This is a genomic window from Moritella yayanosii, assembly GCF_900465055.1.
GTDB classification, from domain to species: domain Bacteria; phylum Pseudomonadota; class Gammaproteobacteria; order Enterobacterales; family Moritellaceae; genus Moritella; species Moritella yayanosii.
The window spans coordinates 3,476,531-3,489,093 of sequence record NZ_LS483250.1 but is presented as its reverse complement, the minus strand read 5'-3'; the positions used below and the strand labels follow the sequence as shown (position 1 = coordinate 3,489,093).

Annotated in this window: 14 protein-coding genes; 10 read left to right on the top strand and 4 right to left on the bottom strand. The window is 41.8% G+C overall.

Annotation, left to right across the window (positions count from 1 at the left end; translation table 11 throughout):
* Nucleotides 1-111 precede the first annotated feature (111 nt).
* From MORIYA_RS16190 to MORIYA_RS16175, 4 genes are all read left to right on the top strand, one after another.
* Entirely contained in the window at nt 112-525 is a 414-nt protein-coding gene (locus MORIYA_RS16190) for a YjfI family protein (protein ID WP_112716811.1), read from the top strand.
* A gap of 23 nt (nt 526-548) precedes the next feature.
* Entirely contained in the window at nt 549-1,241 is a 693-nt protein-coding gene (locus tag MORIYA_RS16185) for a PspA/IM30 family protein (protein WP_112716810.1), read from the top strand.
* Nucleotides 1,242-1,376: 135 nt separating this feature from the next.
* The gene (locus MORIYA_RS16180) at nt 1,377-2,018 is read left to right on the top strand and encodes a hypothetical protein (protein WP_112716809.1); all 642 of its coding nucleotides are present in this window, start codon (nt 1,377-1,379) and stop codon (nt 2,016-2,018) included.
* A gap of 23 nt (nt 2,019-2,041) precedes the next feature.
* Nucleotides 2,042-2,362 carry a hypothetical protein gene (locus tag MORIYA_RS16175; protein WP_112716807.1) on the top strand — a complete coding sequence of 107 codons (321 nt, stop codon included), beginning with the start codon at nt 2,042-2,044 and terminating at the stop codon, nt 2,360-2,362.
* Nucleotides 2,363-2,487: 125 nt separating this feature from the next.
* Here MORIYA_RS16175 and MORIYA_RS16170 read toward each other — a convergent pair whose 3' ends face one another.
* Nucleotides 2,488-3,981, bottom strand: coding sequence for a CYTH domain-containing protein (locus MORIYA_RS16170; RefSeq protein ID WP_112716805.1), 1,494 nt, complete (start codon nt 3,979-3,981; stop codon nt 2,488-2,490).
* Between the two features lie 278 nt (nt 3,982-4,259).
* Here MORIYA_RS16170 and MORIYA_RS16165 point away from each other — a divergent pair, with 278 nt between their 5' ends.
* The 3 genes from MORIYA_RS16165 to MORIYA_RS16155 all read left to right on the top strand — a co-directional run bounded on the left by MORIYA_RS16165 (nt 4,260) and on the right by MORIYA_RS16155 (nt 7,047).
* Nucleotides 4,260-4,940 carry a TIGR00153 family protein gene (locus MORIYA_RS16165; protein ID WP_112716803.1) on the top strand — a complete coding sequence of 227 codons (681 nt, stop codon included), beginning with the start codon at nt 4,260-4,262 and terminating at the stop codon, nt 4,938-4,940.
* A 22-nt stretch (nt 4,941-4,962) separates the two neighbouring features.
* Entirely contained in the window at nt 4,963-6,237 is a 1,275-nt protein-coding gene (locus MORIYA_RS16160) for an inorganic phosphate transporter (protein WP_112716801.1), read from the top strand.
* 162 nt (nt 6,238-6,399) lie between these two features.
* On the top strand, nt 6,400-7,047 hold the full coding sequence (locus MORIYA_RS16155; protein ID WP_112716799.1) for a TIGR04211 family SH3 domain-containing protein: 648 nt from the start codon (nt 6,400-6,402) through the stop codon (nt 7,045-7,047).
* Nucleotides 7,048-7,213: 166 nt separating this feature from the next.
* Here MORIYA_RS16155 and yaaA read toward each other — a convergent pair whose 3' ends face one another.
* Genes yaaA through MORIYA_RS16140 form a run of 3 tightly spaced genes read right to left on the bottom strand, consistent with a single transcriptional unit; the run spans nt 7,214 to nt 10,193 of the window.
* Nucleotides 7,214-7,993 (bottom strand): peroxide stress protein YaaA, encoded by a 780-nt coding sequence (yaaA, locus tag MORIYA_RS16150; protein ID WP_112716797.1) that lies wholly within the window; start codon nt 7,991-7,993, stop codon nt 7,214-7,216.
* Between the two features lie 38 nt (nt 7,994-8,031).
* Nucleotides 8,032-9,147, bottom strand: a complete 1,116-nt coding sequence (locus MORIYA_RS16145; RefSeq protein ID WP_112716795.1) for a PilT/PilU family type 4a pilus ATPase — start codon at nt 9,145-9,147, stop codon at nt 8,032-8,034.
* Nucleotides 9,148-9,158: 11 nt separating this feature from the next.
* A complete protein-coding gene (locus tag MORIYA_RS16140; RefSeq protein WP_112716793.1) occupies nt 9,159-10,193 on the bottom strand; it encodes a type IV pilus twitching motility protein PilT in 1,035 nt (344 codons plus the stop codon).
* Between the two features lie 30 nt (nt 10,194-10,223).
* Here MORIYA_RS16140 and MORIYA_RS16135 point away from each other — a divergent pair, with 30 nt between their 5' ends.
* Genes MORIYA_RS16135 through MORIYA_RS16125 form a run of 3 tightly spaced genes read left to right on the top strand, consistent with a single transcriptional unit; the run spans nt 10,224 to nt 12,401 of the window.
* The gene (locus MORIYA_RS16135) at nt 10,224-10,919 is read left to right on the top strand and encodes a YggS family pyridoxal phosphate-dependent enzyme (RefSeq protein WP_112716791.1); all 696 of its coding nucleotides are present in this window, start codon (nt 10,224-10,226) and stop codon (nt 10,917-10,919) included.
* Between the two features lie 56 nt (nt 10,920-10,975).
* Nucleotides 10,976-11,803 (top strand): pyrroline-5-carboxylate reductase, encoded by an 828-nt coding sequence (proC, locus tag MORIYA_RS16130; RefSeq protein ID WP_112716789.1) that lies wholly within the window; start codon nt 10,976-10,978, stop codon nt 11,801-11,803.
* Between the two features lie 52 nt (nt 11,804-11,855).
* Nucleotides 11,856-12,401, top strand: coding sequence for a YggT family protein (locus tag MORIYA_RS16125; protein ID WP_112716787.1), 546 nt, complete (start codon nt 11,856-11,858; stop codon nt 12,399-12,401).
* The last annotated feature ends 162 nt before the right edge of the window (nt 12,402-12,563 follow it).

Here is a 12,563-nt window from a genome sequence, read left to right as displayed (position 1 = left end):
AGTGATCGCTAGATATAAAATAGTATAAATTAAACGCAAGTCGCTTGACATATTATGTCTTGAGGCTTAAAGTTAAACTTACTTAGACATAATATGTCAAAAAGGAACCAGATGAACATACATAAAATTGCAAATTATCTTAATGATCTTGGCGACAAGTCTGACACCGGCTATCAATTTGACTGTACCCCAATTTCTGGTGATGTTGATGTACTACGTGTCGACGTTGAAGGTCGTGAAGAAATTCCCATTTTTGTTTCTGTCACTGATGAGCAAATTCTTTGTATTGCTTATTTATGGGGCGAAGACGAAGTTAAAGCAGAAAAACGAGTCGACATGCTAGAAACGATGTTAGAACTTAACATCCCAATGCCACTGTCATCATTCGCTAAAATTGGTGATATGTATGTAGTATACGGCGCATTATCAGTGCAATCAACCATGATCGATATCGAGCATGAATTAGTTGTATTAAGTGATAACAGTCTCGAAGTTATTACTGAATTATCAGATTATTTAGTTTAACCCCTACTTCGAAGGAGAAGTTTATGAGCATTTTTAAGAAAATTATGACTGCAATCCGTGGTGGCGCCCGTGAAGTAGGTGAAGGTATTGTTGATGCAAACTCAATGCGTATCTTCGAACAAGAAATTCGCGATGCCCAAACTCATTTAACCAATGCTAAACGTAATTTAACTGACGTGATGGCAAAGCAAATGCAATCAAGCCGTGAACTTGATCGCGTTAAAGCAAACCTAACAGAGCACGAAGGTTATGCGGTACAAGCCTTAAATGCCGGTAACGAAGCGTTAGCACTAGAAGTGGCTGAAAAAATTGCTCAACTAGAGCAAGAAATTATCGAACAGCAACAAAATTTAGATAGCTTTACGAGCAGCGCAACGAAACTAAAAGACTTAGTGAAGAGAAGTGAACGTCAATTGTCAGAGCATCAACGCCAACTAACGATGGTGAAAACCACGGATAGTGTACAAAAAGCCACATCCGCTATCACTGACAACTTTAGCGCCAGCAATTCAAAACTGCTCAGTGCCAAAGATTCACTCGAGCGCATCAAGCAAAAACAACAAGATTTTGATGATCGTATGCTTGCCGCTGATGAATTACAAGCAGAAGGCAGCGACCAATCATTAAAAGCTAAATTAGCTGAAGCAGGTATTGGCCAGCAACAAAGCAGTGCTAACTCGGTACTAGAACGTTTGAAAGCAAAGCAAAATAGCTAAACTTAATAACAACATAGACTGAACACAGCCATAACGTTAATGGCGTATCAACAACGCCATTAATTTTTAATAGGAGCAGCCTACGTGAAAACGTGCTGTTCCTTTTTGTCATGCCGCTATATGACAGGAATAATAATGAGCTTCTTCAAAAAATTATTTAAAAAATCCGAATCCACAACCCCAACCCGCGATCTCAACCATGTCAGCAAGTTAATTCTTGGTGATATTATCGAATTTAGCGACAGTTTCACTTTACCCAGTGAAGTGCGTCAGCACAAATTTGAAGTGATCGGGATTGAAACGCTGGAGTTTGAGCACCAACATTACCCACGCTTTAAGCTACAAGGTGAACAACAAACGTATGTTTGGTTGTCACTGCCTGGTCACGATCACAACAATTTCCAACTCAGTCTGGAGCTCACGCGTGAAGAAGTCTCACAGTTATTCGATTTAGACTTATTCAGTGATGTGTTTGAAGAAGGCTTTACTGAGTTACCTAGCCAACTGCCCGTCTCGTTAGGTGATTGGCATGCTGAACGTTATTACCAGCAAGATATTGCCACTGTCGGTTATCACCATAGAACCGACTTTAGAACCTCAGCGCCGTCGCAATATACCGATGAAAACCCAGGTCGGGAGTTTGAGTTTTATCACTTACATGATGCTAAAGAAAACAAACTAATCGATATTATGGTACATAATAACGGTGATACAGATGTGTACTTGACCGTACAGCTTGGTAATGACAGCATTACCGGATACTGGCCAATAGCATAAACACAGGACAAGGCAGATTAAACATGGTTAAATCACGTGAGTTACCGGAAAAATGGCTATCATCCCAAAAGGCGATGAAAGCCGTTCAGGTCGCATTTGATATGGATGAAAAGATCCAATACAAGATCCGAAAAGCGGCACTCGATCATAACTTAAGCCCATCAGAACAGATCCGCGACATTCTCGGTTTAACCGTGAATAAACGCCCGAAAAGACCGCGTCTGACCGTGTCGTTAAATAGCCAAGATTATATTGAGTTAGCTGAAAAATATAGCTTACAACCAGATCAGCAATTAGAAATTAAAAAGTTAGTGATTGAAGATCTGGTGAAATTTTCAGAATAATTCGTCAAACAAGGCTTTATCGGCTCTTATTGATATTTCGCTCTGTGAGGTGAGGTGAGAAGATGTGCTATCAACTATCAATCACGGTGAGCCGTGGCATCTACATGCCACTGCTCACCACTTGTTTACTCTGTTAACCAATAGGGGCGCATGGTTAATGCTTGATGCCGTGTTTGTTCCATCGCATCCAGTAATGAACGCTGACGACGGTCTAACAACTTATTAATTTGCAACACAATCGCTTCTGGTTGCTGCCGAACCACGATCATCAACATATCTAATACGGCTAAATCCTCAATGCCCTGCAAAATATCTTGCCAAGGTAACCGGAATTTATCACGACATTCCGATGCATAATGGTGGCTAAAACAGTGCCCAATTAACAAATTTTGTTTTAATTTTGTCTGCAGCTGTAAATAACCAGCGGCATCCAATTGCGCTTCAGATAAAGGCGAATCAAGTACATTTTGCCAACTTGCTTGTAAATGGCTATTTGAAAATGACAGTATATGACCACTATCAAGCTTGACACTGCTTAAACCTTGACTTAATAGCTGACTGATAGACAGCATAATGCGGGCATATCTTGAGCTATTAAACAGTGTGTCAATGTCGGTAAAATCAATATAACTGCTTTGGAGTGCTTGTAACTCTTTACTAATGCGCTTATGTTCTGGGAATTTACGCAGCAATTGGCCATTATTGATCAGCACATGCTGCAATTGTGTCGCCCGATCAACATTTGACAGCTGCTGTTGCAACCAATTTAATTCTGTCTGCTTAAGGGCAATCTCAGGCAAGATATTAATATACGTGCGCATGGTCTGTTGGATCAACGTTACCCCAACTAATACTTCCGCGAGTGCACCGATATCCTGAGTGTCCAAATACAACTGTTCATGATGCTGCCAATGCGCATAACTTTGAGTCAGAGTCGTTAAAAAAATGTCAGCTAAGGTTTCTTTTTCGCGTTTCGGTATCGTTAGCACCAGGGGCTTAACTTGAGGATGATATAATCCCGCAAGTTGATAACCACGTTTTGCTTTACTGACATTACCCAAACGCACGTTATCTAATTGGGTGATCTGCTGGGCGAGCGTAAAGAGATCAGCAATAGTACCGCGCACCAATTCTAATTCAATTTCACAGATCGGGTAGCTATTGTCACCACTGCGCGCCATACCTTGATCAAATACCACTTCAATCTCAGCACGGTTAGGCAACTGTATATGCCACATAGTCCGTTCAAAATCTGTGGTGAATAAATCGACAAGATCTGCTTGTAGCTGGGCAATATTGGTATTTGGTGGCCATATTTCCGCTGGAAAATCCACCAGTGTTGGCACATCACCATCTAATGGTAAATTATATTCTGGGCGCTGATGTAACCCGCCACGCACAATACCAGCAGTTTTAATCGTTTGCTCGGCAAAATTTAAACTTTTACGCGTGCGTAAACCAAAGTCGAATTGACGAAATTGGGATGTCGTTGTATCAAAATAGGTATTAGATAAAGGCTTAACAGCCTGCTCGAGTATCACATAATCAGCTAATAGTATTTCTAATTGTGACTTAACCTGTGGTTTAACAACAAATTTTATTTCAACTTCCGTACTCATCCAGCCTCGCTAAATTCATAAACGATAAAATAATGCCAAGATAAAACAGCGTATCCCGCACTTTAAAGTATAAAACTTACCAATTATTTTAAAAGCTGTCTAAGGTTAAATACCTAATTAGTGAATATTATTAGTCGTTAAAAACAGACATATATTGATATTGGTCTAATTCAATCGCTAATTAAGTAATTTTTATATTGCAAACTCGTGAGAGTGGTTTAACATTCCCGACATCTTCAAAAGTGCACATATTATTGTCACATACATGGATTATGGCTATGCCAGTAAATACTATTTTAGGACTTTTTGCTAAGTCGCCGATTACCCCCTTACAAGAACACATCACGAAAGTGCATGAGACTTGTGAATTACTTGTGCCATTTTTTGCTGCAACGACGCAACAAGATTGGGATAAGGCTGAAACTATCCGCCAGCAGATCTCACAATGTGAACGAGAGGCTGATGTATTAAAACGTGAAATCCGCTTAAAGCTACCACGCGGTATCTTTATGCCTGTCGCTCGCACCGATATGTTAGACCTACTGACTCAGCAAGATAAGATCGCCAATCTCGCAAAAGATATTGCAGGGCGTGTTATCGGTCGCAACCTGCTACTTCCGGCCGAAATCGCTGATGATTTCACGCTGTATCTAAAACGTTGCATTGATGCAACCGCGCAGGCTAAAAAAGCCATTAATGAACTAGATGAACTACTTGAAACTGGCTTTAGAGGCCGTGAAGTCGATCTTGTTGAAAACATGATCAACGAACTTGATTGTATCGAAGATGATACCGATGCAATGCAGATCGTATTGCGTCAAAAACTACGTAAAATTGAAAATAACTACAATCCAATTGATGTTATGTTCCTTTACAAAATCTTAGAGTGGGTTGGTGGTTTAGCCGATCAAGCCGAAACTGTTGGCTCACGCCTCGAACTAATGCTAGCGCGTAATTAAGATCACTATAGGTATATAAATAATGGAAATCATTCAAGCATACGGTCCTCATCTACTGTTTCTTGCGGCTATCTTCGGTCTTTATATGGCATGGGGCATTGGTGCCAATGACGTAGCAAATGCAATGGGGACCTCTGTAGGCACCAAATCACTGACCGTAAAACAAGCGATCTTTATTGCCATCATCTTTGAATTTGCCGGCGCTTATTTAGCCGGTGGTGAAGTAACCGATACCGTTCGTAAAGGTATTATTGACCTTGCCGTATTTAAAGAACAAGGCCGCCCTGATGCATTAGCATTTGGTATGATCGCGTCGCTACTCGCAGCGGGCACCTGGTTGATGATCGCATCAATTTTTGGCTGGCCGGTATCAACGACACACTCAATTATTGGTGCCATCATCGGTTTTGCGGTTGTCAGTGTCGGTCCAGAAGCCGTACAGTGGGATAAAGCCGGTGGTATTGTGGGCAGTTGGGTGCTCACACCAATACTCTCAGGTGTCATCGCTTACATCACCTTTATGAGTATTCAAAAACTCATTTTTGATACCAAAGATCCGCTGGCTAACGCCAAACGTTACGTACCTTTCTACATGGCTCTAACGACATTTGTTATTGCCATGGTCACCATTAAAAAAGGCCTTAAACATGTCGGTTTACATTTAACTACAGGTGAAGCGTTAGCCGCATCGGCAGTGATCAGTCTACTGATTGCTATTGTGGGTGCCATTTATATCAGCAAACAGAACTACAGCCCAAGTAATGACGAAGACATGCACTTCTCTAATGTAGAGAAAATATTTGGTATCTTAATGATCATTACCGCGTGTGCAATGGCCTTTGCGCACGGCTCTAACGATGTAGCCAATGCGATTGGTCCATTAGCCGCGGTGGTCTCTATTGTTCAACACGGTGGTGAAATTTCCGAAAAAGCCGAGATAGCGTGGTGGATCTTACCACTTGGTGGTTTCGGTATCGTGGTTGGTCTAGCGACTATGGGTCATAAAGTGATGTCAACTATCGGTACCGGTATCACCGAACTAACCCCAAGCCGTGGCTTTGCTGCGCAGCTAGCAACAGCGACAACGGTTGTTATTGCCTCAGGCTCAGGTTTACCTATCTCGACCACACAAACGCTCGTTGGGGCTGTGTTAGGTGTAGGTATGGCGCGTGGTATTGCGGCACTCAATCTAAACGTCGTCAGAACGATCGTGATCTCTTGGGTCGTGACACTACCTGCTGGAGCAGTGCTGTCAATTATCTTCTACAAGATCTTAGAAGCTATCTTTGTAGTGTAATTGGTTACATTGTAATGAAAAGGCCATCAGAATATTGATGGCCTTTTTTTGTAAATCCACTCAATTTATATTTTTGTGACGGTAAACTAGCATTTGAGGCTTGTCGAAATTCGATTTTATACTTATTATGCTTACCATAATACTTCGTTTACGGGACATCTTGTGAAGATTAAACAACTCATTATAGCAACACTGCTAACACTCGTTAGTGTATCTAGCTTTGCAAAAGAAACACGTTATATCAGTGATGATGTAGCGATTTATATGCATTCAGGTCCGGGGACCCAATATCGAATTATTGGTACGGTCAAAGCCGGTGAAGCGGTCACCTATTTACAAACGAATGCTGGCTCTAACTTTACGCAGATCATCACTAGCAAAGACAAAACCGCGTGGATTGACGGTAAATCACTGTCTCGACAAGTGAGTTTGAAAATACGGACACCTAAGCTACAAGCTGAACTGGCAAAAACCAAAGCAGCATTAGCGAAAATAAACAGTAAAAACACCGCGGCTATCGCCAAGTTAACGGATGCTAACCGTGATGAACTAGCAGACAAAGAAGCGGGCATCGCTGCGCAAGCGAATAATATTGCTTCTTTAACGGCAGAAAACAGCGCATTAACTGCAGAAGCAGTGCGTTTACGTGAAGAAAATGAGCAATTATCTACCCGCCTAGATACCAAAGAAGAAGATGAACAACATCGCTTCATTATCCTCGGTGCACTCATTCTTGCTGCTGGTTTAATTGCTGGATTAATCATTCCATCAATTCGCTTCCGTCGCAAGAAAAATAACGGCTGGGACTAATCGGTAAATCGCCTGACGCGGTACTCGCTCTGAGGCACTAACTACGCCGCTAATCGCCAGATGAAAAAAAGGATATTCCGGTGAATATCCTTTTTTATTAACGCTAATTTATAACACTATTGTTACCTGTATAGGCATTAAACAGTGCTGATATTATGAATGCTCGTTATTTAAAGATTTCATCACGCTTAAACACCAATTCAATGTCCGTTGATTCCGCTTCACAATAGTAATAACCATCGCTATCAAACGCCTTCAACTGCTCGATCTCTGTTAACTGGTTAGCAATAATGTACCGCGCCATGAGACCTCGTGCTTTCTTGGCATAAAAGCTAATGATCTTAAATTTACCCGCTTTACAGTCTTTAAATACCGGCGTGATCACTTGGCCTTTTAAGCGCTTTTTTTGCACTGCTTTAAAGTATTCATTAGACGCTAAGTTAATTAACACTTTATCGCCTTGTGCGATAAGTGTTTCGTTAACTTTATCGGTAATGATATCACCCCAAAATTGATACAAGTTAGTACCACGTCCATTGGCAAGCTTAGTGCCCATTTCTAAACGGTAGGCTTTAATCAGATCCAACGGTCGCAATAAACCATATAAACCAGATAAAATACGGAAGTGCTGCTGGGCAAACACCATATCGTCAGCGCTAAAGCTTTCAGCATCTAAACCCGTATAAACATCACCTTTAAACGCAAACACGGCTTGTTTGGCATTCTCAGGGGTAAAGTCTCTCGACCACTCGGTAAAACGAGCGGTGTTTAATCCCGCTAATTTATCACTAATTTTCATCAACGAAGCTAAATCCATTGGCGTTAATTGACGACAAACGTCAATCAGTTCTGCCGAATCAGCCGTCAAGTCTGCTTGGCTATACTGCTCGATGACAGACGGCGTCTCAAAATCGAGGGTTTTAGCCGGTGATACCACTATTAACATAACTCTTCCTTAAACTTGTTTTTAACTGACGTTGACTATTACAAGGCTTCAATCGTGACTCCATCCAACATCCCATCACTGCTCCCTTGACCTTGATTTAACTTAATCATTAAGCGTAAATCATTGGCTGAATCAGCATGATGCAGGGCTTCGGTATAACTGATCATACTACTGTTATAAAGCGCTAATAACGCTTGGTCAAAGGTTTGCATACCCAATTCTACCGATTTCGTCATTACATCTTTAATTTTATGCAGCTCATTGTTACGGATCAACTCACTGATCAATGGCGTATTCAATAAGATCTCGAATGCTCCTCGTCGACTGGTCCCTCCCTGCACGGGAATTAATTGCTGCGCAACAATGGCTTTTAAATTCAGCGACAAATCATATAACAATTGCGCATGTTTTTCTTTTGGTACTAAGTGCAAAATACGATCAATGGCTTGATTAGCATTGGTGGCATGTAACGTCGCCATACATAAGTGACCAGTTTCCGCAAACGCCAAGGCAAATTCCATGGTTTCTTGCGAGCGGATCTCTCCAATAAGAATGACATCAGGCGCTTGGCGCAAGGAACTCTTTAACGCATTTTCAAACGACTCGGTATCAATCCCCACTTCACGCTGGGTGACAATACAACTGCCATGTTCATGCACAAACTCAATCGGATCTTCAATGGTTAAGATATGCCCCGATGAGTTTTGATTACGATAACCCACCATCGCTGCTTGGGTGGTGGATTTGCCCGAACCCGTCGCGCCGACCACCAATATTAAACCACGCTTCTCGAGTGCCGTGTGTTTTAATATTGGTGGCAGGTGTAATTCATCCATGGTCGGGATTTCGGTTTCAATACGACGAATAACCATACCAGCTTTTTCTAATTGCCAAAATGCACTGACACGGAAACGACCAATATCTGGCATAAAAATACCAAAATTAGATTCTTTGGTACGACAAAAAGAAGCATACTCATCCTCAGACATGGCTTCTTTGACTAAGGCTAACGATTGCTCTGCGGTTAATTTATGTTCCGAGATTGCACGTAATGACCCGTGAACTTTAACTGTCGGCGCAATCCCCGCAGAGATATACATATCAGAACCGGCAAGCTTTTTCATGGCACTAAAGAGTTGCGGTAGCATCCCCATGTTATTCATCCTTAAAATTTTTGTTGATCAACGGCTCTAATGCGCGCTTCTTCGCTGGTGACAATACCCATATTAACCAATTCTCGTAACGATTGGTCTAAGGTTTGCATACCGTGCATCATACCCGTTTGGATCACCGAATACATTTGCGCGACTTTATCTTCACGGATCAAATTACGGATAGCGGGAGTGCCCAGCATGATCTCATGGGCTGCCACTCGACCACCACCGGTACGTTTTAATAGGGTTTGCGAAATGACCGCGCGCAATGATTCCGACAGCATAGAACGCACCATGGCTTTTTCTTGTCCTGGAAATACATCAACAATACGATCAATGGTTTTCGCTGCAGAGGTGGTATGCAAGGTACCAAATACCAAGTGTCCCGTTTCAGCGGCGGTTAATGCCAGACGAATAGTTTCTAAATCGCGCATTTCACCTATTAAAATGATGTCGGGATCTTCACGTAACGCCGACCGTAATGCGGCATTAAAACTTTTAGTATCGCGATATACTTCACGCTGATTAATTAAGCTTTTTTTATTTTTATGGACAAATTCAATCGGATCTTCGATGGTCAATATGTGCTTATGCTGGTGCTCATTAATATGATCTATCATCGCAGCCAGTGTGGTAGATTTACCCGAGCCAGTTGGCCCAGTCACCAATACTAAACCACGCGGTAGCTCGACAAGATCATACAAAATATCTGGCACGCTTAACTCGGCCAGAGTTTTTATGTCACTGGGAATAGTACGAAAAGTTGCTGCTGGACCACGGTGTTGATTAAACGCATTAACACGAAAACGGGCAACATTATTAATTTCAAAAGAAAAATCGACTTCCAAATTTTCTTCGTAGTCTTTACGTTGTTTATCATCCATAATGTCATAAATCAGCGCATGCACTTGTTTAGCGTCAAAAGCTGGTAAGTTTATTTTACGTACATCACCATCCACACGGATCATTGGAGGTACACCCGAAGAAAGGTGTAGATCTGATGCGTTATGCTTTACACTAAATGTAAGTAACTCTGTAACATCCATATTCTTCTTAACCTCATTGCAAGTAACATCATGACTAGTATATCAACTCGATTACAACAGGTTCTGACTCAAATTGAAAACGCGGCAAGCACATCTTGTAAAAAAAGCGGTGAAATTAACCTGCTTGCAGTAAGTAAAACCAAACCCGTCGAACAAGTGATGGCAGTTTACGCACTGGGGCAACGTAAATTTGGTGAAAACTATCTGCAAGAAGCGGTAGAAAAAATTACTCATCTGCAGCACGATGGTAATTATGACGATATCGAATGGCATTTTATTGGTCCAATTCAATCGAATAAAACCCGTCCGATTGCCGAGCATTTTGATTGGGTGCAAAGTATCGACCGTTTAAAAGTGGCGCAACGACTCAATGATCAACGTCCAGCAGATATGCCTAAATTGAACGTGTGTATTCAAATTAATATCAGTGCCGAAGACAGCAAGTCTGGCGCTAACGTGCAACAAGCACGCCGGTTAGCGGAACAAGTGGCTAATTTACCTAACTTGGTGTTACGTGGGATAATGGCGATCCCAGAAAAAACAGCTGATATCGACAAGCTTAAATCACAATTTAGCCAGCTTGAATCGTTGTATTTATCACTTCAGCATCAATATAACCAAATAGACACTTTATCGATGGGCATGACCAACGATATGGAACTTGCAATTGCGCAAGGTAGCAACATGGTACGTGTTGGCACAGCCATTTTTGGCGCACGCGACTGATCACTCCGTTTTATGGAATTAAACAGTAACGAGCAAGTATAAGGAATTAAACAGTAATGATCACGAATAAAAAAATCGCCTTTATCGGTGCAGGAAATATGGCGAGCAGCCTTATCACAGGCATGATCGCAGATGGTTATCCTGCCGAGTTAATTTATGCAGCCAGTCCAACACGAGCGCGCTTAGATGTATTAGCAGAAAAATTTGCCATTCATACCACCCAAGACAATCACGCGGCTGTGGCGGCGGCAGATATCATTATTCTGGCGGTAAAACCGCAATTGATGGCAGCGGTTTGCTCCCACCTTGCAGAACAAAGTAGCAATTACCGTGGTAAGTTATTTGTGTCGGTTGCCGCAGGCGTAACCGTTGAACGTTTACAGAGTTTACTGGCTGATAATCAACCTATCGTACGGTCGATGCCAAATACCCCAGCGTTAGTTCAAAAAGGCATGACGGGTTTATTCCCATCACCAGAAGTGTCTGATAACGATATCAAAACGATTGACCAGATCATGATGGCGGTTGGTAAAACATGCTGGGTAGATAACGAAGCTGATTTAAATACTATTATTGCCGCAACGGGCAGTTCACCGGCTTATTTCTTCCTTTTCATGGAAGCAATGCAAGACAGCATTATCAGCATGGGATTTAGCAAGCAGCAAGCAAGAGAGTTAGTCCAGCAAGCGGCGGCAGGTTCAGCCGAATTAGTGATCCAAAATCCACACATTGATTTAGCCACATTACGCCAAAATGTCACCTCAAAAGGTGGCACGACAGCAGAAGCCATCCGTACTTTTGAAGAACACGATCTACGCGGTACTGTCAATACAGCAATGCAAGCAGCGGTGTCCCGCGCTGAAGAAATGCAAAAACTATTTTAACGATTAACCAACGAACAATTAACTCACCACCAATTAACTTGAAGGGTAATTTATGAACGCGGCTAACTTTTTGGTCAGTATCTTATTTGAAACATACATCCTCATCATACTACTACGCATATGGTTACAACTGGCCCGTGCTGATTTTTATAATCCAATGAGCCAATTTATTGTCAAAGCAACCCAACCCGTTGTCAGACCATTACGTCGCGTGATCCCAAGCCTAGGCGGCCTAGACCTCGCTTCTGTGGTATTTGCTTATGCAGTAGCCTGCGTGATGATTTATACCTTATTCGGTCTGCAAACGGGTGCGGTCGCACCTATCCAAGATGTAGTAATCTTAGCTGCTATCAAACTGGTTAAACAATGCTTTAGCTTAGTTTTCTACGTTTTGATCTTACGTGCAATTTTAAGCTGGGTTAGTCAAGGCAATAGCCCAGTTGAACACGTATTATCACAACTGAGTGAGCCAATTTTAACGCCTATCCGTCGTATCATTCCTGCTATTGGGGGTCTTGATCTATCAATGTTAGTGGCGATTTTAGGCCTGCAATTTTTACAAATGTTAATTGGCGATCTTACCGGTCTACCGTTCTAATACCAATTGCATTAAATAAGTGATCAATTATTTCGCCGGGAAAATTGACAATAACAAGACGTTAATTTCCGTAACTAGTTATTCTAATTACAAAATTAACAACGCAGTTAGTGACAGTTTTAACCAGAAAGAATGATCATCTATTTATTGTGATTGGTATAA